Origin of the sequence: Candidatus Accumulibacter phosphatis (assembly GCF_012939955.1) — a bacterium.
Lineage (GTDB): Bacteria > Pseudomonadota > Gammaproteobacteria > Burkholderiales > Rhodocyclaceae > Accumulibacter > Accumulibacter delftensis.
Map to the genome: position 1 here is coordinate 111,188 of NZ_SPMY01000017.1, position 20,752 is coordinate 131,939.

The window sequence follows — 20,752 nt, forward strand, 5'->3', positions numbered from 1 at the left end:
ATGGTCGCTCCAGCAATTCCGCGCGCGTCGCGGCAGGCGCTTGCGCAGTGGTTGGCATGGCTGCCGATTATCGCAGGACTGATGGTCCTTTACCTGCCAAGCTTTCTTGACCTGTTTCGAACCATTTGGGCAACCGACGAGCAAAAGCACGGCCCGATCGTTCTGTCCGTCGCCTGCTGGCTGGCCTGGCGAAATTGGCCAAACATGTGGCTGGCCAGTCACGGCCAGCAGACCAGTACCTGGGGCTGGCCGATCTTCATCGTCGGGCTGCTGCTCTACATCATCGGGCGCTCGCAGGACATCCTCCTCTTCGAAGTCGGTTCCATCATCTGGCTGCTGGTCGCCATTCTGTTGCTCACACGCGGAACGGCGGCACTGAAGGCGCAGTGGTTTGCACTGTTCTTCATGCTGTTCATGATCCCGTTACCCGGTGCGCTTGTCGATGCGCTGACCATGCCGATGAAGACGGCCGTCTCCTTCGTCGCCGAACACATTCTCTTCTCGGCGGGCTACCCCATCGCCCGCAGCGGCGTAGTCCTGCAGATCGGCCAGTACAAGCTGCTGGTGGCCGATGCCTGCGCCGGTCTGCACACCCTGTTCACCCTGGAAGCGCTGGGTCTGCTTTACCTCAACATCATCCGCAGCGACTCACTGCTGCGCAACGTCACGCTGGCCATCCTGATCGTGCCGATCTCCTTCACCGCCAACGTCATCCGCGTGATGGTGCTGACGCTGATTACCTACACTTCGGGGACGAAGCGGGGCAAGGCTTCCTGCATGCCTTTGCCGGCATGGTCCTGTTCCTGAGTGCGCTGCTGCTGATCATTGCCGTCGATTCGCTGCTGCAATATGCCGTCAGGTGGCGGCATCGTCGCGCTGCGCGGGGGGCAAGACAGTGAAGCTCTGGCTGAGAAACGTCCTCCTGCTTGCACTCATGCTCGCAGCATCTGGCCTGGCGATGGCCTTGCGGCCAACTGAAAAGATTGCCGACCAGGGTGCGCGTATGGATATCGCGCGAATATTTCCTGAGCAGTTTGCCGACTGGCGAGTCGCTCCCGGCATCGTGCCGGCCCTGGTCAGCCCCGACGTCAAGGAAAAGCTCGACGCCCTCTATGACCAAACGCTTTCCCGCACCTACGTCAACGACGACGGGCAACGCATCATGCTCTCCATCGCCTACGGCGGCGACCAGAGTGGCGACAAGACACAGGTACATCGGCCGGAGTTCTGTTATGCGGCGCAGGGCTTTCAGTTGAGCAATAACCGCGAAAGCCAGATCACGACCGAGAGCGGCGTCCTGCCGGTGCGACGCCTTGAAGCGGTTCAAGGCAGCCGGAATGAACCGATCACCTACTGGATCACCATCGGTGACGAGGTGACGCTGCCCGGTCTGGGCCGCAAGTTGATCCAGCTGCGCTACGGACTCACCGGAAAAGTACCCGACGGCATGCTGGTGCGCGTGTCGTCGATCGATCAGGACGTTAGCAAGGCCTACCAACTGCAAGACCACTTCGTTCGCGACATGCTTGCCGCCATCAATGCGCAAGATCGCATTCGCGTCGCCGGTCGTTTGATTCCGTAACTCCCTGAACAGGCAAAGTCATGACAAAAACAGCACTGATTACCGGCGTCACCGGCCAGGACGGCGCCTACCTCGCCGAATTCCTGCTCAACAAGGGCTACATCGTGCACGGCATCAAGCGCCGCGCCTCGCTCTTCAACACCGACCGCATCGACCACCTGTACCAGGACCCACATGTCAACAACCGCAACTTCATCCTGCATCACGGTGACCTTACCGACTCGACCAACCTGATTCGCATCATCCAGCACGTCCAGCCCGACGAAATCTACAACCTCGCCGCGATGAGCCACGTGGCCGTCAGCTTCGAAACCCCCGAATACACGGCCAACGCCGACGGTATCGGCACCCTGCGCATCCTCGAAGCCATCCGCATTCTCGGTCTCGAAAAGAAGGCCCGCTTCTACCAGGCCAGCACTTCCGAACTCTATGGCCTCGTCCAGGAAACCCCGCAGAAGGAAACCACCCCCTTCTACCCGCGCAGCCCTTACGCCGTCGCCAAAATGTACGCCTACTGGATCACGGTCAATTACCGGGAAGCCTACGGCCTCTATGCCTGTAACGGCATTCTGTTCAATCACGAATCACCGCTGCGCGGCGAAACCTTTGTCACCCGCAAAATCACCCGTGCGCTGGCACGAATCAAGCTCAAGCTGCAGGACTGCCTCTACCTTGGCAACATGGACTCCCTCCGCGACTGGGGCCATGCCAAGGACTACGTCGAAATGCAATGGCTGATGCTGCAGCAGGACCAGCCCGACGACTTCGTCATTGCCACCGGCGTCCAATACAGCGTGCGCCAGTTCGTCGATACCGCCGCGCGCGAACTCGGCATCGAGATCACCTGGCAAGGGCGAGGCGTTGAAGAAACAGGGACCGACCAGAACGGCAACATCATCGTCAGGGTCGATCCGCGTTACTTCCGCCCCACCGAAGTCGAAACCCTGCTTGGCGACCCGACCAAGGCCCGGGAAAAGCTTGGCTGGACACCGAAAACCACCTTCGCCGAACTGGTTGCCGAAATGGTTCGTGAAGACCTGAAGAGTGCCGAACGTGACGAACTGGTCAAGAAACACGGCTACGCCGCCTTCGATCACCACGAGTAAAGCAGGCCGGGTATGGACAAGAACGCAAAAATCTACATCGCCGGCCACCGCGGCCTGGTTGGTTCCGCCATCGTGCGCAACCTCCAGGCGCATGGCTACAACCAGCTCATCACCCGCACCCATGCCGAGCTCGACCTCACCCGGCAGGAAGCGACTGAAGCCCTGTTCGCCAAGGAAAAGCCCGATTACGTTTTCCTCGCCGCTGCAAAAGTGGGCGGCATCCACGCCAACAATGCCTACCCGGCCGACTTCATTGCGTCCAACCTGGCCATCCAGAGCAACGTCATCAACGCTGCCTACCGCAACAGGGTCAAGCGCCTGCTGTTTCTCGGTTCCAGCTGCATCTACCCCAAGCTCGCCCCGCAGCCGCTCAAGGAAGAATCACTGCTCACCGGCCCGCTCGAAGCCACCAACCGGCCCTATGCGCTGGCCAAGATCGCCGGCATCGAAATGTGCTGGAGCTACAACCGGCAATATGGCACCCGCTTTGTCGCCGCGATGCCCACCAATCTCTACGGCCCCGGCGACAACTACCACCCAGATGACTCCCATGTCATCCCAGCACTAATTCGCAAGTTTCATGAAGCCAAGCAAGCCAAGGCACCCACGGTAAGCGTCTGGGGCACCGGCACACCACGCCGCGAATTCATGTACAGCGAAGACATGGCCGATGCCTGCATTTACCTCATGACCCTCCCCGATGACACCTTCAACACGCTGCTCGGCAGTGAGGAAGCAGCGACGGGAATCTTCATGCCACCGGTCGTAAATATCGGCGTCGGTGACGACCTGACCATCAAGGAACTGGCCGAAACGGTCAAGAGCGTGGTCGGCTACGAAGGGAATACCGAGTTTGATGATAGCAAGCCGGATGGCACGCCGCGCAAGCTGATGGATGTTTCCAGGTTGCGTTCTCTGGGATGGCAAGCGAAAACGAGCCTGCAAGCGGGTCTGGCCAAGGCCTGTCACGATTTTCAAGCGGGTTTGCCGTGAATCAAGCAGACCAAATGAACGTCGCGGCGTCGGCACAGCCCTCCCCAGACGATGCGTCTACGGTTGCTGTGGAAGCGGTGCGCAAACAGATGTTTCTCGACTTCTGCGCCGCGCTCGATGCGCATGCCATGCCTTATGTGATTTTATCTGGCTACAGCGGCTATCCGGACAGAATCGATTCGGACATTGATTTCATGGTCTCCGAAGCCGATTTCCTGCGCCTGCCGGCGCTTTTCAATGACGCCAGCAGCGTGCCTGGCGCGCGGCTGGTACAGGCAGTCCAGCACGGCCCCTCGGCGTGCTGCTACGCGCTCGCGAGCCATACTGGCCATCGTATTGCCTACCTGCATCCCGACTCCACCGCCAGCTATCGGAGCAAGGGGCGGCTCTGGTTGCGCGGCCAAGCGGTCCTCGCCAGCCGCCGGAAGGCGGCGGCCGGCTTCTGGATTCCTGCGGCGGCGGTCGAATTCGAGTATTACTTCGTCAAGCGGTGCGACAAGGGTGTGGTCGAAGCGCATCACATCGACACCTTTGCCACCCTGTTGGCGGAAGACCCGGTAGGCTGTCGCGCCGTGCTGGCGCGGCTTGCGCCGTTACCCCTGTCAGACGAGCTGGAGTCCGCAATTAGCAAGGGCAACGTGGCGTGGTTTGAGCAACACCGCCAGCAATTGCAGCTCGCCTTGAGCGACAGCATGCCCCGCGAAGCCTTCGTCGGGCGGCTGCTCAGCCGAGCCAGCGAGATACTGCGCCGCGCGCGCCGCATCCTGCGCCCAACCGGCCTCGTCATCGCCGTTCTGGGCCCGGATGGCAGCGGTAAAACCACCGTCATCGAGCATCTCGAACGTGAGCTAGCGCCGGTCTTTCGGCGGGTACGCCGCTTCCATCTGCGCCCGCATTTCGGCGCAGCCCTCGGCAGTACTGTCGTCACGGATCCACATGGCGAAAAACCGCGTGGCCACCTCGCCAGTGCCGCGAAAGTCGGCCTGTTCATGATCGACTACTGGATGGGATGGCTGCGCTGGGTGTATCCGGCCAAGGTGCGCTCGAACCTGATCGTGTTCGATCGCTACTACCACGACATGCTGGTTGACCCGGCCAGATACCGCTTGCCACGCGGCAGTTTTCTCCAGCGTCTGCTCGTCGACCTGGTGCCAAAGCCGGATATCTGGCTGATTCTGCACGCCCCTCCCGAGCTGCTGGTGGCAAGAAAAGGCGAAATCACCCTGGAGGCCGCTCAAGTTCTTTCCAAAGATTACGCCCATCTTGCCTTTCAACTGCACGCCATCTCGATCGATACCGGCCGTGGATTAAAAGAGACTCTCGCCGCGGCAGTTGCCGCACCGCTCGAGTACCTCGCTACGCGTACCTCGGCCCGCATCGGAGCCGCACGATGAGCGACTCTCCCCGCAAATCCTTGCGTATCCTGCTTTCCGCCTACGCCTGCGAGCCCGGCAAAGGCTCCGAACCCGGCGTTGGCTGGAACTGGGCGCTGGCATTGGCGCGGCGCGGGCATGAAATCTGGGTGCTGACCCGTCGCAACAACCAGGAGACCATCGAGCCCGAATATCGGCGCCTTGAGCCCGCCCTCAAAGCGCGGCTGCATTTTACCTATTACGACTTGCCCAAATGGGCGAGTTGGTGGAAGAAGGGCGGGCGGGGCGTTCACCTTTACTATCTGCTTTGGCAGTGGGGTGCGTATCAGGTCGCGAAGAAACAGCATGCCGAGAACAAGTTTGACCGCGTTCAGCACGCCACTTTTGTCAGCGTTCGGCAGCCGAGCTTCATGGGCGGGCTGGGTATCCCCTTCATCTTTGGCCCTGTCGCGGGCGGTGAGCGCGCACCGTGGCGCCTGCGCTCTGGTTACGGCTGGCGAGGCTGGTTGCTGGACGCCGCACGAGACGCAGCCAATGCGCTGGTGAAAGTCGATCCCTTGATGTGGCGGACGTTCGCACAGGCAGAGCGGATCTATGTCACGTCGGGACAAACGAAAAATCTCGTGCCGCGTCGGTATTGGCCCAAGACCCAGATCAAGCTGGCGATCGCTCTTGATGGCCCGGAAGCAGTCCGCCCGCATGAATCACACGGAGTACCGTCGCCACGTATTCTTTATCTGGGGCGTTTCCTCTATTGGAAGGGCATGCATCTCGGGCTGGCCAGTTTCTCCCGCCTTCTCAAGAGCCTTCCCGACGCAAGACTTTCGATGATCGGCTGCGGTCCCGACGAAGCACGCTGGCGCCAATTGGCGAATCAACTCGGCATGACAGACAGCATCGACTGGATACCGTGGGTCGGTCAATCCGAGCTCCCTGCCCTGTACCGCAATCATGACGTCCTGCTGTTTCCCAGTCTGCATGACTCCGGCGGCATGGTTGTACTGGAAGCGATGCAGAACGGCCTACCCGTTGTTTGCCTGAAACTGGGCGGGCCAGGGGTCTTGGTCGACGAAACCGGCGGCGTAGCCCTGGATCCAGACGGCCATTCGAAATGCAGCCTGATCGATGCCGTGGCCCATCGCCTGACCGGCTTATGCCTCGATCGCAAGGCGCTGGCACAAAAGTCGACAGGTGCGCGAAAGCGCGCACTTGAATATGGCCCCGATGCATTGGCGGCCGCCATCTACGCCCCGATCGAAACCGAACAAGCTGTGATAGTTGCAAGAAATCCGCTCAAAGACAGAGAACCTGTAGTGGCAGCATGACAAAACTCTTTCCCCCCTCGCACTCCCACCTATGGTCTCTGGGCGACCAAGCTCTGGTGAGTGGCAGCAATTTCATCACCGGAGTGTTGCTCGCCCGCGTGATGGGACTTGAAGCGTTTGGTGCGTACGTTGTGGCGCAAGCCTATCTCCTCTACGCCAACACGTTCCAGGCGTCGCTGGTCGTCGCACCCATGATGACGGCAGTCCCTGCGGAATCCGACAAGGAGATTCAGCGCAAGCAACTACGCGGCTTTTTTGGATATACCTTGCTGGTGTTGTGTGTGACGCTCGGCGGGGTGCAGTTCATCGCATGGTTGATGGGGTGGTGGTCCGAGCACCTTAGCCTAGGGCCGATGATCTGGCCGTTGGCCTTTGCCATGGCCGGATACCAGTTACAGGACTGGCTGCGGCGCGCACTGTACGTGAAGGTAGCGAATCGCGCCGTCTTTTTCAGTGATTTGCTCGCCTATGGTGGCCAGTTAGCCATCTTGGCCTGGTTGATCTACTCGAATAACCTGACGCCCAACGCCGCTCTGCTGGCGCTTGCCCTTGCTTTTTCGGGTTCAGCCCTGGTGACCGCCGCAAGCCATGGCTTACGTCCGAGTTATGCCGAGGCGGTCATCGTGATTAAGCAGCACTGGTCAGCGAGCAGGGATTTCCTCCTAACATGGCAGTTGCAATGGTTGGCTTCGCAAGGCGTCATACTTCTCGGAGCAGGCATGATTGGTCAGCAAGCCGCAGGCGCGATCCGAGCTGCCCAGAATCTGCTGGGCCCGGTCAACGTTGCCTTCCAGTGGATGGACAACATCGTACCGGTGCGCGCAGCACTGCATCTCCGGGATCGGGGACGACATTCGCTGATCACCTATCTGGGACGACTGGGGCTCACAGGCGGCGTCGCCCTCGGCGTATTCGCCCTGCTCTTGCTGCCCATAGACGAGTGGCTGATGACATTACTGTACGGTGAGGAATATCGTCCGTTCGCAATTCTGGTGGTCTTTCAAGCGCTTTACTATTTCTTTGGCTACGGCTATCGTATGGCGGCTTATTATCACCGCGCCATGGGTGAAACCCGGCTCCTGGCACATGCCAGCGCCTGCTGGGCAGTGCTTTCTGTCGCACTGGCATTGCTGACTGTGCGCGTGTTCGGCGAACGCGGCATCATGCTTGCACTGGTTTCCGGAGAGGTGACGGCGCTGGTCTATCTTGCATGGTCCTGGCGCGACAGATTCACCGCGTCGGCCGCTCGAGCCGACAGGGCCGGCAAACCCGCTTATGTTGTACATCGGCGGCGCGATGGGAGTGTCCATCTGGTGCTGCCTCTTGCGAATAACCGGGTTTTGAAGTCCACTTTGCGTATGTACTACCCCTCCCGCTGGACAGGACACCTCTATCGCCAAACTCTGGCGGCCACCTTGCCGCTGCGAATATGGTTCGGTTGGGTGGAATCCGTGGGAACCCTCACACATCTTTGCCAAAAACTTGCGCCTATAATGAACGCCGTACCGGGAGCAACCCCTGCGTACGTCGGCGGACTCAAGGGCATGCCCGGGCCACGTGCGAAACTGACGCTCAAAATAATGGATGCTGATGGCAATAGTCTGGCCTACGCACGCATTGCTGATTCCCCGGCCGCGGCAAGAGCATTACGGCACGAGGCGCAGATGCTGACAGAAGCAGCCAAACTGGAATCCTCTTTGCCGCGCGTGATAAAACAGGGCGAATTCAACCGTCCGCATACCTATTTCCTCGTCGAATCCGCTGGTCCCGAACAGACACTCGAACCCGTGCTCACGAAGCGACACTTTGCCTTTTTGATTCGAATGCTCGGGAAAGATACGGTTGCCTGGACTTCGCTTGTCGACCGCGTGGAGAACGACATTATTGATCTATCTCGCGAGCCTAATCTATCCGATCTGTTAGCGAGGGCTTTTGTCGTCTTGCGACGCAACCCAAACCACGAGGTTCTGACCTGTATTGAGCACGGGGATTTTGTTCCCTGGAATATACGCACGGACGACAAGGGCGACGAACTGTTCATACTGGACTGGGAACATGCACGGAAGGACGGTTGGCCATGGCTTGACGCTCTACATTTTTTCTTATCAGACTGCAGTATTGGTTCGCCGGCGATCGCCGAAAGAAGTTCTAACGGAGCTCTTCGCCGTTTTTTTCCCTACCGGCCGCACATGATTACGCCAAGAATTTTCCTATCACAGCCAACCACGCCAAAAACTGGATTACCGTCTATCTGCTTCGTATTTTGGCTGTCGGGGCCAGTGAAGGCTATTCAACGACAGAACAGCACCAAGCTATCCGCTGCAAGATGCTTCAACAACTTCTGAATACCTATTAATGACATATATCTTCCACGAAACCGGGTTTTCCGCGGGCATCGTCGGCTGGCATAACGCGACTCACCATCGCCGCTAGAGCCATCCAAGGCACTTGCCATCAAAATGAAAATAGCACAAATCAACAACAACACTCTGCAAAGGGCATTGGCCAAGCTTCCAGCAGTGCTGCTGGTCTCGTTTTCTGCTGTGTTTCTCGGAATACTGTCAGCGGTTGAACCTACCCTTGCAATTGTTTTTTTCCATTTTTGTTGCAGCGCTTGCCACACTTTTAGTCGGTTATAAGTGGGCATACCACATCGCCGCGGGCAATGGACAGCTGGCGCTTTACATATTATTGCTTTGGGTCTGGTCGGTCAACATGCCATCTATTATGGCTTTCGACACTAGCGGAATTACGAAGCCTGATATGTTGAACCCTCAGTCCATAAGCCGCATTACAATGTTCTTTCTGGTGGGGTCATGTTTTATCTTCAACCTCTTCAATACCAACCGCCTGCAAGTCGCGCCCACGCCAAGAATTCGGCCGCCCCTCACTTTACCCATGCTTATTTTTGGCTGGTATCTGATCGACGCTTTTCTGGTGCTACGAGGGCAAGATCTGCTGCTTGCCATGTACCGACTTGCAGAGTGGATACTATTGTTGTTTCTCATCGCAACCGTGGTAACGCGAGCGCCAACCAGTCTTCCCGATCGGGAGAACTGGGTATTGCGGGTGGTCTTCCCCATTTTGCTGCTTATGCTACTGCTAACGCTTATTCTACTTCCGATCGCGCCCAGATTAGTATATTCTATAGGCCAGAATGGAGCAGGCCGCTTGGGAAACCCCTTCGCACACCCGAACACTCTCGGGGTGCTGGCCGGTATGGCCTTTTTCTACTTCCTGGAGCTTAAACCACGTCTCTTTCGCCTTGGCCTGTTGCTTTCATTCTGTGTCATGGCGGCCACCTATTCACGGGGTGCCTGGGCTGGATTTTTTCTGGCTACATGCTTCTTTGTTTTTCTCAAGCCTCGCGCAATGTACGGCCGTTTCTTTGCCGCCGCGGCAATTATTTTACTGGCTTGCATGGCATGGATTGCCCAAGACCTCCTAACCGATACGGTAGGAAAGTTTCTCGCCCGAGGTGGCTCGGTCAGCAGCTTAGCAACCGCTTCAGAACGGACGGAAGTGTGGCAGGCATCCCGCCATCTGATCGCTGAGGCGCCATTACTGGGCCATGGATATATCGCTGGCCCCAAAAAATTGAATGAAATCATGGCCAGTGGCGTATCTGCCGCGTATTTCCGAGCAGTCCATGCACATAATGAATTCGTTCAAACTCAGATCAACGGCGGAGTCGTCGCAACGTTGTTGCTCGTTATCTTTTTACTACGAACAGTGTATCTTTTTGGGACTCTGGGTGGCCATGTGACCCCGCGTTTTTTTCCGGTGCACGAGCGCGTGGGCTATAATGCTCTGGACTTTTGGCATGCTAACGCCAAATATTAGTGGCCAGCTATTGATAATTGGTGCGCTGCTACTCTACGTTTACGTCGTCCTGGAAATGATTCATGGGGAAATGCGTGCCGCCACATGTCTGAACGTGAGAAGCACGGCCCACCTAGCAATTGGAGTCAAAGCAAAGCGATGATGCGCGCACGCGGATTATTTTTTTTTATTTATGCTGGTAGTTGTCGCTCTGGTTGAGACAGGCTTCGCCAACGCGACGAGTGGCGAAATTGCTGTGCCCTTGTTACCCCGACCGAGCACCACTACCTATGTTGTGGTGCGTGATGGGCATTTTTTTTCTTGGTAAGCAGCGCATTCGCTTCTGGGGATTCAATGTCCAGTCAGGGGTTTTTCCTTCGTATGATGAAATCACTCACGCAGTTGAACGTCTTGCCCTGTTGGGGGTGAACGCGGTTCGTCTCTGGCCTACGCAAGGGACTTTTTACGACCGCCGCTCGTTGATTGAGTGGCGCTTCCCCCGGTCCACCATGCACGATGGCTCACTACTCGATCGCTACGATTTCTTTATCGCGGAACTTAAACGCAAGGGAATTTTTGTCCAGAACCCTGCTCTTCACTATCCAGATTTTGACGCGATACGCAGTTGGCCAGACCCGGAAGTACGAGCCATTCTCGGCCAGCACGCCACTGATGGCGATATCCGTAGCCTGCACGGAATCGCAGCGTATCTTTCTGAGGGATGGGAAGCGATGCTGACTGCCCATATCCGTAACTACCTGACCCATTTTAATCCGTACGCCGGGCGCACCTACGCGGATGACCCTGTCTTCTCTGGCTGGGAACTAGCTAACGAAAGCCAGTTCGTTTATTGCGCTTTGCGGCGATCCTGCGTATCTGGCCTGCCTTCTTCACTGCGTCGTCAAGTGAATCGGCTTTGGCAGGATTTTTGGCGGCAGAACGGCGGCAAGTCCATGGTGGATCTGCCAATCTACGATGGCGACTGGGATATCGCCGACAAGCCAGAACATGCCGCCTATCGCCAGTTTATATTTGAGCGCTTCGTGAGCGTGAGTCAACGCCTTGAACGTGTTGCTCGCGGAATGGCTACTCCCGGAAGAGGAATCGCGGTGCAACCGTTCACCTATTCGACACAGGCTGGTGATCCACTGTTGGTCGCGCGAGCAGCCTATTCCGCTGGAGACTATTCTGCGATAGGAGCGTACCAAACGCCATTGAACGATGGCAGGAAAAGCCCATTCTTCCCATTTCGCTTGAATCTCTCGAACCCTGTCTACTACAATTTCAATTACGGCGGCGTTCAGGGAAAACCGACCGTGGTGTATGAGAACAGCTTCTTCCGACCGTACCCTTATCGTGCGGAGTGGCCCTGGGCGCTTTTATTTCTGGCCGAAACCCAGGATTGGGATGGGGTTTTTTTGTACACTTATGGCCAACCTTGGGCAATCTACGACGTTGGTGCAGAAGGGTCACCAAAATATGGCGGGAAGCCATTGCCGACCCCGTCTAACCCTCTGGATTCGGCGCCCCGTGGCGTGTATCTCGGACTGCATCACGGTGGGGATGAAGTCACTATTGCCGCGTGGTCGGCGGCGGGTTTGGTTTTTCTAGGAGGAGAACTGTCTCCGGAGGATCAACCGCGAACTTATCAATTTTTCGCCGTTGCAGATTTTTGGGCCCGCACCCGGCTATTGTTCCCGACCTCAAGGATGCGGGACTGGCGCTAGACACATTATAGCGGAGATGAACGTCGCTTCATTGAGTACGCCAATCCGATTGAAGTGGTCGACGACCAGTGACCACACAACCGCTAGTTCTAAGTCGCAGCTAGACAATAGGCCAAGTGGTGCACTGTTACTGGATCGTGCTACGCCGCGACTAACCATCGACACCCCTCACAACAAGGTCGTCGCGGGTGTTCTCGAGGGAAACGTGCAGTTCGATGGCGGGGTTTTGGTGACCTTCCCTAGGCGCCAGTTTGGGTTTGTTTCGCTGCAAACTGCCGATGGTAGAAGCTGGCAGACAAGTCAGGATAAGCGCGTATTCGCGTCAGGCATGTCAGCCAATCATGACTACGATTTTGATCCGGATGGTGCAAACTTTAGAAAAGCGACCGGGGTAGTGGAAGGTGTGCGCAACGCTGGCCGGATACCCATTGTTTTTCAGCGGGTCGAGTTCTCGGTAGCATTTGCTAAAACTATTTTACGATTTCAGAAATTTGATTTCAATTTCCGTGAATATCAGACGACAAAAGGAGAACGTCATCTATTTTTTTAGGGCTGACGAGCCGTTTTTTTACTGGAATGATCACAGAGTGATTGGAATATTTCGAGTTCTCGTCGTTCATTGCGCTTACCAGCAGTGGGGTGGCGAGGACTCGGTCGTAGCGGAAGAGATTGCACTTCTCGAATCACGGGGCCACCAAGTGGGCACCTATTTCCGCCATAACAATGCTATCCCGGACCTTTCATTAGTTGCAGCGGCGAGGCAAACGCTCTGGTCTTCGCGCACGACACGTGATATGGCGGAGGAAATCCGCCGTTTCCGGCCACACGTAATTCACGTACACAACACTCTCCCTCTTATTTCACCCTCGGTTTACTGGGCGGCAGATCGCGCCGGGATACCTGTAGTGCAGACTTTGCATAACTTTCGCCTGATGTGCCTGAACGCGTTGTTCTTACGCGATAAGGAGGTGTGCGAGGACTGCATTGGGCATGTGCCTTGGCGCGGGGTAGCACGGACGTGTTACCGGGGATCGCGCTCGGCATCGGTGGCAATGGCGGGGATGCTGACTCTGCACCGTGTGCTCGGGACGTATCGGGGAAAGGTGGCTCGCTATATTGCGTTGAGTGATTTTTCTCGTGCGAAGTTCATTGAGGGTGGTTTGCCTGCGGAGCGAGTGGTGGTGAAGCCGAATTTTGCAGATTTTTCTGAGCCAGAGGATATCCCGCGTGCGGATTTTCTTTTTGTTGGCCGATTGTCGGCCGAGAAGGGAACTACAACCCTAGTTGGAGCCATGGCTCGCCTCCCAACTGCGCGGTTGCGTGTGGCGGGAGACGGCCCAGAAGCGGCCTTGATCGAGAAGGTATGCGGTTTGACTAGCTTAGGCTCTTTGTCGAGCGAATTAGTCCGACGAGAAATGAATGGTGCGTTAGCACTGATAGTGTCAAGCATCTGCTATGAAAACTTTCCCCGCACCATTGTGGAGGCTTTCGCGTGTGGCTTGCCAGTGATTGCCAGCCGTATGGGTTCAATGGCTGAAATTGTGACAGATGGCGAAACCGGACTGCTGTTCGAGCCGGGCAATCCGCGCGATCTGGCCGACAAGATGGCGTGGGCGCTGGCGCATCCCGAGGAGATGGGGGAGATGGGGCGTAAGGCCCGGGCGCAGTACGAAGCCGAGTTTTCTGCCGAGGTGAATTACCGGCGCCTGATGACCATCTATCAGGAAGCGATCGACGAAGTGAGAGGCCAGCGTGGCTGACGAGCGCCTTACCGGCCGGGTTCTCGGCGTACCGATTGACGCTATCCGCTGGGCGCAGGCGCTTGAGCGCATTCGCCAGTGGGGGCTAGGGTATGAAAGCCGCTACGTGTGCATCTGCAATGTCCATTCGGTGGTGACTGCCGGGCAAGACGCAGAGTTTGGTCGCGTTGTCGCGGAAGCCGACATGGCGACGCCCGACGGCGCACCCGTGGCCTGGATGCTGCGCAGACTGGGTTTCGCCGAGCAGAAGCGAATCAACGGCCCGGACCTGATGTGGAAGTATTGCGCGCAAGCTGCGGGACGCGACGAGTCGATCTTTCTCTACGGCAGCAGCGACGAGACGCTGGCGACTTTGCAGCAGCGCTTGCGGGAAGCCTTCCCAAGTTTGAAAGTGGCCGGTGCGATTTCGCCACCCTTCCGTCCGCTCTCGGCGGAGGAGGATGCGACGGACGTTGCGCGCATCAATGCTTCTGGTGCGGGCACGGTTTGGGTGAGCCTGGGTTGCCCGAAGCAGGAAAAGTGGATGGCGGCGCATCGCGGGCGAATCAACGCGGTGATGATCGGCGTCGGTGCGGCTTTTGACTACCACGCCGGCACCATCAAGCGCGCGCCGCTCTGGATGCAGCGTTATGGGCTCGAGTGGCTGCATCGGCTGTTTTCCGAGCCGGGCCGTCTATGGAAGCGCTACCTGCTCACAAATACCATGTTCGTCTTGCTGGCGCTTCGCCAGTTGTTGTGCCGACGCAAGGAATCAACACGTTGATCGAGCGGGCACTCGTCCTGGTCGCGCAGCGCGCCAAGCCACCCCGTCTGCCATAGCCGACACGGTTCGCCTTCCTTCGGCAATGCTAGACGCGACCAGCGCGCCATCTCGACCAGGACACCGCCAGGCAAAAAAGGCGGAACGAGAGCAGCCGAGCCTGCGACTGCCCCGCCACGTCGCTACTCCATTCGTTGAACCCAAGAGCAGCGCCGACTGAGCCTTACCGGCAGGGCATCCCTTTCGTCGCCAGGATATGGATTCAATCCCTGCAACAACCTCAGGGACACGACGAATTACGGCAGGGCGGTCGACCGCTTCGCTTCTGGCAATAGTCCGTTTGGACTAAGCATAATCTCCGCCGAGCGACTGCCGCAATCAGAAACCCCCATTAAATCTTGGCGGCAGCAGCAATAGTCCGAATGCGCCATTGCTGCGAAAATAGGCGTTAAGTAGATTAGCCTCGCGTATGAATGGAAACAAAATCACTCCCACGGCGTTTCACCAACCGGCATGGGCCGTGACAACAATCAATCAAATGGACAGGAGATAACTCACCATGAAAACCAAACTTCTCAAGAGTGTGGCCGTGGCGGCTCTGGCAATCGCCGCACTGCCAGCGGCAGCGGCTGACAACAGCCTTACATGGCAGGGCGTCACTTTCAACACTACGGTGGTTGATTCAAACACCCTGCAACTGGACATTCTTAATGCCGCCACCGGCGCCACCCCTAACTGGTCCGGTATCAATTATATCAAGGCATTCGAGATCAAGAATATCGGGGCGCTCACGAGTGCCAGCATCTTCAGCGGACCGGGTTCATTTGGCGCCGATCTCGTGCATGGCCTTTCGGCCAACGTCGGCTGCACGACCGGGGGCGGGGGTGGCGCCTGCTTCACCGGCGCGCCAATCGCGTTGACGGACAACATGAGCTGGACGATCGACTTCACGTCTGGTGGCGCCCTCAATTTCGCATTGCCGCACCTGAAAGTCCAGTTCCTTAAGGATGCGCTCCAGGACAAGGCGACAGGCGACTTGCTATCCCAAAATATCCCGCCGGTCCCGGAACCGGAGACCTACGCCATGATGCTGGCCGGTCTTGGCATGGTGGGTGCAATCGCCCGCCGCCGTCGTTCGTCAGAGGCTCCGGGAACACCCGCCTGATTCAGGCGCGCGGGGGTGCTCAAGCGGCACCCTCGCCGTCAAACCTTCCGCTCGCAAAAAACAGATTCAATGGTTCTGGCACCCAGGCGATTGGGGAACAAGCGCGCATCCAGAAAACCACGGCATAGCCCAAACGGACTATTGTCGAAAACAGCCACCCCGATTTTTCTTGTCGGCCGGACCTCGAAAGGATGGCGTCCGTATTATTCTTTTTATATTAGAGTCGTGGGCCGGAAGTCCGCTTGCCGGCAGGAAAGCCCGGGCGAGTGGCCCAAAATGGCTATTGCCGAAGCAAATCCCGGCGCGTAAATTGACTAGCGTGGAAAAGGGTATGAAACATCCAGTTTCCCAAACCAGCAGAAAAGTCATTAACTCTCGATAAATACCGAAAGGAATCACATCATGGAAATCAGATTCATGGTCAGGAGTCTCGCAGCAGTCGCGGTCTCCGCAGCTCTGGCCGCGCCGGCGCTGGCCGACACAGTCGTGCTCAACAGCTACACATACGGCGGCCCGTCTACCGTTAGCGTGGGCACTCCTGGTTATAGTGGTGGGGCCGGTCAGTTCTCTGGGTTTCTGAACGGCAATGCCTTCGTTACATTTTGCGCCGAGATTGGTCAAGTATTCAGTTTCGGCACTACTTACAATAACTATTCGGTGGTGGCTGGGGCCACCGCTTGGGGCGCAGGCAAGGCGACGGCTTTGAACCAGCTCATGTCTTATGCGGCCAGTAATTCGTTGCCGAACAGCCAGGACAATTCCGCGGCGCTCCAGTCTGCGGTGTGGGAAGTTATCAACGAGACGACCAGTAGCTACGGCTTCACCACCGGAACCTTCAATGCCACCAGCAGCACGGGATCGACGCAAGCAGCTCTGACCGCTCTTGACGCCATTTGGGCGAACTTGGGCACGCAAACGGTCACGCACTATGTCGACCAATTGCATTCGGAAACGAACCAGGACTTTCTCGTCGCTGCGGTTCCTGAACCCGAGTCCTATGCCATGCTGTTGGCAGGTCTGGGAATTGTCGGTGCTGTCGCTCGCCGTCGCAGGTCCGCAGAAGCGTGATCACGGGCTAGCCGCTCGGCCGCACAGGGAGGTGGAAAGATCGTGGCCGAGCGGCATTGCACGTTTTAAAGGGGGCGATGGCTACGGCGGTGAGCCAAAACATCCGGGAAGCTGCAATTCGCGGCATTGCCTGGCGACCCCACCTGCGGCGGTCGCATGTCGCTACCAGCGTCACTGTTCTTAGCCTGGAAGCTTGCGTGGTTCCCGTCGCGGTAGAGTGACCGGATGGCAGCCGACCCGGTCGCCGGACGACCCGCCGTCGTCCTGGCTGGTCCGCTTCGCTGTCGCCAACGAGCGACGACTCTGCTGCCCAATTCCTCCCGAAAACTATTCGGCAGTCAATACCGGGGATGCGCCCTGGCGGATGACTTGTTCCAGCTTGCCCACTGCCTGCGCTCTGTTGCTGACGTTGAATTTGTCGAAGATGCGCTTCAGGTGGTTCTTCACGGTGAAGCCGCTGATACCGAGAATCATCCCGATTTCAAGGTTGGTCTTGCCTTGACGAACCCACTGCAGAATTTCCAGTTCGCGGCTGCTCAGGCCTGCCGCGTTCAGGGACTCGGGCAGCATGTACGCGAGGGGCGCGAGGGCCGGCCGTCGCGTCTGCAGACTTTCGATCCTGCTTACCGCCGCATCGACATGCGGCAGCAACAGTTCGAACAGTCGCTGTTCGTTCTCTGTAAACTCGCCTGTCTGACGCAGCAGGATATAGAAGTGGTCGAGCTTGAAGCGCGCATCGTGGATGCCATGGAAGAGACTGTATTTCATGCTCGCCGTCGCCGCGGGGCAGCCGCCTTCCCTGGAGTCGTTCCCCAGGTCGTCGGGGACGGCCGCCGAGGCGACCGTCGTGCCAGCAGTTATCCATTGTTGGTACGCATTTAGGCCAAGCTTCGAGATTTTGTCGCGCGGCAGTTTGGACGTTCGCATCCCGGGCATTGAAGAGACGACGTCATAGTGACCATTCTCGCTGCCGATTGCGCCGCTGTACGAAATCAGCGCGTCATGAGGAATTATCCGCTGCACATCGCCCTGCAGCCACACGAGAAGCTTGAAGTGGTTGGCAATGGACAGCGAGCCGCGCATGGTCTCGATGACCTGAGCGCTGCTCAGTCTTGTTGGTGATGAAGTCAGAATCATTGTTATTTCTCTTCTTTAAGTTCACCGGCGTGCTGACGGCGATTGCACCGCCATGCGACAGGTCGACGCAGGCAGGGGCGGAAGATCGAGGTCTGGTTCACCTGCAAGCTCACCGCCTGGCCGCCAACTCGCTTACCCAGGCATCCGGCGCCATTGCTGGCTTTCCCGGCAGCACCGCAGCGCTCGAATCGAGTGAGCACATGGCGAAATCGTCGATGGACGAACCTTGCCATGTCCGCGAACAGCTGGACGAGAACTGCGTCACGGTGATCTTGTTTTCACTCGATAAAATGACCCTGTGATCGCTAGGCGATTGATCGTGGCCAAGCTGGCTGCGGTCGCCAATGCCGGAGAGGACCGTGATGAGGACATATTGTTGGCCGAAAGGCAGTTTCTGAGATGGCCGCGAATCGACCATTTCTTGGCGTCAATCGGGCGGGTGGCGCCCTGTTCCGGCTGACCGAGTCGCTGGTGGACCCGGTCGCCAACTGGTCGTGCTGACGGGGCTCATGCACGCGTCGGGCGACGATCAGTACCATCACTACGTGGTGCTCGGTGTCCTTCTGTTTTCTCTGAGTTTTCCTGGCAGGAGCATGATCGAACAGCGCTTTCGCGTCACCGTTCGCGACGTGCTTCTGAGCTGGCTGGGCGTCGCCTCGCTGCTGGGCTTCTTTGGCTGGGCCACCGGCCTCTACAAACTTTTTCCCGAGGAGCTGCTGCTCGCTTTGCTGTGGCTGACGCCAGGCTTGCAGCTTGCCTGTCATTTGGCCCTGCGCCTGCTGATGCCACGGCTGCTCTCGATGAGTGGCCACAAGAAGCGTGCGGTGATTGTCGGATGCAATGAACTGGGGACGCACCTGGCCGCAGAAATTGCCGCTCATCCAACACTGGGGATCGAACTCGTCGGCTATTTCGACGACCGCGACATTGGCCGTGTGGGTATTGACTCGAAGCGACTGTGCGGCCGCTTTTCCGATGTCGCCGGACATGCCAGGACTGACGCCATCGACATCATCTACCTGGCACTGCCAATGGCCAGCCAGCCACGCATCCTTTCCTTGCTCGATACGCTGACCGACACCACCGCATCAGTGTATTTCGTTCCCGATGTCTTTGTTACGGATCTGATTCAGGCGCGGATGGATGCGGTGGGCCGCGTGCCCGTCATGGCGGTGTGTGACACGCCGTTTGCCGGGCTGAACGGGATCGTCAAGCGCTGCAGCGACATCGTTCTCTCGCTGACCATCCTGCTGCTCATTTCTCCTGTCCTGCTGCTGATCGCCGCATTGATCCGCATGGATTCGCCGGGAACGGTCATTTTCAAGCAGCGGCGTTACGGACTCGATGGCAAGGAGATCGTGGTCTACAAGTTCCGTTCGATGACCGTCTGCGAAGACGGCCCCCTGGTCGCCCAGGCGTGCCGGGGAGACGCGCGAATCACGCGGATTGGCGCTGTATTGCGCAAGACGTCGCTGGATGAGTTGCCGCAATTCTTCAATGTGTTACTCGGCGAAATGAGCATTGTCGGGCCACGTCCGCACGCCGTCGCGCACAATGAAACCTACCGCAAACTGATCAAACGCTACATGGTTCGCCACAAGGTCAAACCTGGCATTACCGGCTGGGCTCAGGTTAACGGTTACCGCGGTGAAACGGAGACGCTCGACAAGATGCAAAAGCGGATCGACTTTGATCTGGAGTATCTGCGCACCTGGTCACTGAAAATGGATTTGTACATCGTCTGCCGCACGATCATTCTGGTCTTCAAGGACAGCAGTGCCTATTGAGGCACCTACTCGCCGGCCAGGAAGCCTCGTGTTTGCTGGCGTGCTCCTGGCGGCGACAGCGCTGCTGCCAACGCCAGCGTTCAGCCAGGCGCGAGATGGCGTTAACGCGGCCTACGCGCGATCCGGAAAAGCGGGCAAGGGACCGAATCCGTTTCTCTTGACGATTCAGCGTTCAGACTATCGTGCCCGGCGGAATGCGGCAGCGAGCACCGGCAGGGACAGCCAGACTGGCGGCCCGTTCTCCGGCCTGATAGAGCGCCATGCGCGTGGCAATGGCGTGGATCCGGCCCTCGTGCACGCAGTCATTCGCGCCGAGTCGGGCTATCGTTCCGACGCGGTGTCTCCGAAAGGGGCGGTCGGCCTGATGCAATTGATGCCGGATACGGCCAGGCGGTTTGGCGTTTCGGATCCGGCCCATCCCGAGAGCAATGTTGGTGCAGGGACCACCTACCTTCGTCAGTTGCTCGACCGTTTCAAGAGTGTGCCGCTAGCCCTGGCAGCCTATAACGCTGGTGAAGGAGCCGTCATCCGTTATGGAAACAGCGTTCCGCCTTTTCCGGAAACCATGGCCTATGTCAGCAAGGTTCTTCGGGACTATGGTGAGCCGGCCATTTCGGCGAGCCCCGTCCAGCGTGTCTATATCGAAGGCACCCGCCTGACCAATCGCCATCTGGCGCCGTATCGCTTGCTTCCGACGCCGCACAGGTAGGCCGGCGTCAGCCAGCCCTGGCCCGCCGAGCGCGACCTGGTCAAGCACTCCCCTTCGCTGTGCGGCCGACGACGCCGGCCGAGAAACTTACCCATATCTGCGAGCTTATCTCGGCCGAGCTGCGCGACGACGCCGCGCGTGGCGCGATCTTCAGGGCCATCTGCTTGGTCGCTGCGCGGCTCGCCGCGCCCCTTGTCCGGTCGCGCCGCGATAGCCGGCCCGAAAACCTTGAGCAGCTTCCTTGCAAGCGCTGGGACGTGATTCTTCCCGAACTCGTCTTCACGCCGGAAACCCCTGAGGCATAGGCGGGAGGCATTTCGCGCTGGAGAATTTCGTCCCGCAATGCGGAACGTAAACGGCAAGCGGCTGTTTTGTCTAAACAAAAAATATATCTTATGTCTTATATAAGACAGTTGCCTGCATTAGCAAAGGCCGTTA

Annotated in this window: 18 protein-coding genes and 1 pseudogene; 18 read left to right on the forward strand and 1 reads right to left on the reverse strand. The window is 58.0% G+C overall.

All coding sequences use genetic code 11. The annotated features are described in order from the left end of the window. The 14 genes and pseudogenes from xrtB to E4Q23_RS23625 all read left to right on the forward strand — a co-directional run bounded on the left by xrtB (position 1) and on the right by E4Q23_RS23625 (position 16,681). Positions 1-899: pseudogene (xrtB, locus tag E4Q23_RS06230) on the forward strand (exosortase B). Next, the gene (gene epsI, locus E4Q23_RS06235) at positions 896-1,582 is read left to right on the forward strand and encodes an exosortase-associated protein EpsI, B-type (protein WP_291996887.1); all 687 of its coding nucleotides are present in this window, start codon (positions 896-898) and stop codon (positions 1,580-1,582) included. The pseudogene xrtB and the gene epsI overlap by 4 nt, the downstream one beginning before the upstream one ends. A gap of 20 nt (positions 1,583-1,602) precedes the next feature. Beyond that, a complete protein-coding gene (gene gmd / locus E4Q23_RS06240) occupies positions 1,603-2,688 on the forward strand; it encodes a GDP-mannose 4,6-dehydratase (protein ID WP_169065824.1) in 1,086 nt (361 codons plus the stop codon). A gap of 12 nt (positions 2,689-2,700) precedes the next feature. Then, positions 2,701-3,681, forward strand: a complete 981-nt coding sequence (locus E4Q23_RS06245) for a GDP-L-fucose synthase family protein (protein ID WP_169065825.1) — start codon at positions 2,701-2,703, stop codon at positions 3,679-3,681. Positions 3,682-3,695: 14 nt separating this feature from the next. Continuing rightward, positions 3,696-5,075, forward strand: coding sequence for a hypothetical protein (locus E4Q23_RS06250; protein ID WP_169065826.1), 1,380 nt, complete (start codon positions 3,696-3,698; stop codon positions 5,073-5,075). Then, on the forward strand, positions 5,072-6,379 hold the full coding sequence (locus E4Q23_RS06255; protein ID WP_169065827.1) for a glycosyltransferase family 4 protein: 1,308 nt from the start codon (positions 5,072-5,074) through the stop codon (positions 6,377-6,379). The genes E4Q23_RS06250 and E4Q23_RS06255 overlap by 4 nt, the downstream gene beginning before the upstream one ends. Positions 6,380-6,435: 56 nt before the next feature. Beyond that, positions 6,436-8,724, forward strand: coding sequence for a hypothetical protein (locus tag E4Q23_RS06260; RefSeq protein WP_169065828.1), 2,289 nt, complete (start codon positions 6,436-6,438; stop codon positions 8,722-8,724). Positions 8,725-8,947: 223 nt separating this feature from the next. Then, positions 8,948-10,222 carry an O-antigen ligase family protein gene (locus E4Q23_RS06265; RefSeq protein WP_169065829.1) on the forward strand — a complete coding sequence of 425 codons (1,275 nt, stop codon included), beginning with the start codon at positions 8,948-8,950 and terminating at the stop codon, positions 10,220-10,222. Between the two features lie 284 nt (positions 10,223-10,506). After that, entirely contained in the window at positions 10,507-11,928 is a 1,422-nt protein-coding gene (locus tag E4Q23_RS06270; RefSeq protein ID WP_169065830.1) for a hypothetical protein, read from the forward strand. A 205-nt stretch (positions 11,929-12,133) separates the two neighbouring features. Then, a complete protein-coding gene (locus E4Q23_RS06275) occupies positions 12,134-12,478 on the forward strand; it encodes a hypothetical protein (protein WP_169065831.1) in 345 nt (114 codons plus the stop codon). Further along, positions 12,435-13,688: a glycosyltransferase family 4 protein gene (locus tag E4Q23_RS06280; RefSeq protein WP_336511614.1), complete on the forward strand. Its 1,254-nt coding sequence runs from the start codon at positions 12,435-12,437 to the stop codon at positions 13,686-13,688. The genes E4Q23_RS06275 and E4Q23_RS06280 overlap by 44 nt, the downstream gene beginning before the upstream one ends. Next, positions 13,681-14,451, forward strand: coding sequence for a WecB/TagA/CpsF family glycosyltransferase (locus E4Q23_RS06285; protein ID WP_169065832.1), 771 nt, complete (start codon positions 13,681-13,683; stop codon positions 14,449-14,451). The genes E4Q23_RS06280 and E4Q23_RS06285 overlap by 8 nt, the downstream gene beginning before the upstream one ends. A 556-nt stretch (positions 14,452-15,007) precedes the next feature. Beyond that, complete coding sequence (locus E4Q23_RS23620) at positions 15,008-15,613, forward strand: PEPxxWA-CTERM sorting domain-containing protein (protein WP_248595270.1); 606 nt, start codon at positions 15,008-15,010, stop codon at positions 15,611-15,613. Between the two features lie 402 nt (positions 15,614-16,015). Continuing rightward, a complete protein-coding gene (locus E4Q23_RS23625; RefSeq protein ID WP_248595271.1) occupies positions 16,016-16,681 on the forward strand; it encodes a PEP-CTERM sorting domain-containing protein in 666 nt (221 codons plus the stop codon). Positions 16,682-17,008: 327 nt separating this feature from the next. On the opposite strand, the gene epsA is transcribed toward E4Q23_RS23625, so the two are convergent. Further along, positions 17,009-17,818 (reverse strand): XrtB/PEP-CTERM-associated transcriptional regulator EpsA, encoded by an 810-nt coding sequence (gene epsA, locus E4Q23_RS06300; protein WP_336511615.1) that lies wholly within the window; start codon positions 17,816-17,818, stop codon positions 17,009-17,011. On the opposite strand from epsA, the gene E4Q23_RS06305 reads away from it, so the two are divergent. The 4 genes from E4Q23_RS06305 (at position 17,794) to E4Q23_RS06320 (ending at position 20,619) form a co-directional block, all read left to right on the forward strand. Continuing rightward, positions 17,794-18,120 carry a hypothetical protein gene (locus E4Q23_RS06305; RefSeq protein ID WP_169065834.1) on the forward strand — a complete coding sequence of 109 codons (327 nt, stop codon included), beginning with the start codon at positions 17,794-17,796 and terminating at the stop codon, positions 18,118-18,120. The two genes, epsA and E4Q23_RS06305, sit on opposite strands and share 25 nt — an antisense overlap. 207 nt (positions 18,121-18,327) lie before the next feature. Then, a complete protein-coding gene (locus E4Q23_RS06310; RefSeq protein ID WP_169065835.1) occupies positions 18,328-19,605 on the forward strand; it encodes an undecaprenyl-phosphate glucose phosphotransferase in 1,278 nt (425 codons plus the stop codon). 28 nt (positions 19,606-19,633) lie between these two features. Beyond that, complete coding sequence (locus E4Q23_RS06315; protein ID WP_336511616.1) at positions 19,634-20,314, forward strand: lytic transglycosylase domain-containing protein; 681 nt, start codon at positions 19,634-19,636, stop codon at positions 20,312-20,314. Positions 20,315-20,373: 59 nt separating this feature from the next. Beyond that, positions 20,374-20,619, forward strand: a complete 246-nt coding sequence (locus E4Q23_RS06320; protein WP_169065837.1) for a hypothetical protein — start codon at positions 20,374-20,376, stop codon at positions 20,617-20,619. Positions 20,620-20,752 lie beyond the last annotated feature (133 nt).

Bases quoted from the DNA above. Each gene is read 5' to 3' on its own strand.
- E4Q23_RS06310 (WP_169065835.1), top strand. From the start codon at position 18,328: ATGCACGCGTCGGGCGACGATCAGTACCATCACTACGTGGTGCTCGGT.
- E4Q23_RS23620 (WP_248595270.1), top strand. From the start codon at position 15,008: ATGAAAACCAAACTTCTCAAGAGTGTGGCCGTGGCGGCTCTGGCAATC.
- E4Q23_RS06255 (WP_169065827.1), top strand. From the start codon at position 5,072: ATGAGCGACTCTCCCCGCAAATCCTTGCGTATCCTGCTTTCCGCCTAC.
- E4Q23_RS23625 (WP_248595271.1), top strand. From the start codon at position 16,016: ATGGAAATCAGATTCATGGTCAGGAGTCTCGCAGCAGTCGCGGTCTCC.
- E4Q23_RS06270 (WP_169065830.1), top strand. From the start codon at position 10,507: ATGGGCATTTTTTTTCTTGGTAAGCAGCGCATTCGCTTCTGGGGATTC.
- E4Q23_RS06250 (WP_169065826.1), top strand. From the start codon at position 3,696: ATGAACGTCGCGGCGTCGGCACAGCCCTCCCCAGACGATGCGTCTACG.
- E4Q23_RS06245 (WP_169065825.1), top strand. From the start codon at position 2,701: ATGGACAAGAACGCAAAAATCTACATCGCCGGCCACCGCGGCCTGGTT.
- epsA (WP_336511615.1), bottom strand. From the start codon at position 17,818: ATGATTCTGACTTCATCACCAACAAGACTGAGCAGCGCTCAGGTCATC.
- gmd (WP_169065824.1), top strand. From the start codon at position 1,603: ATGACAAAAACAGCACTGATTACCGGCGTCACCGGCCAGGACGGCGCC.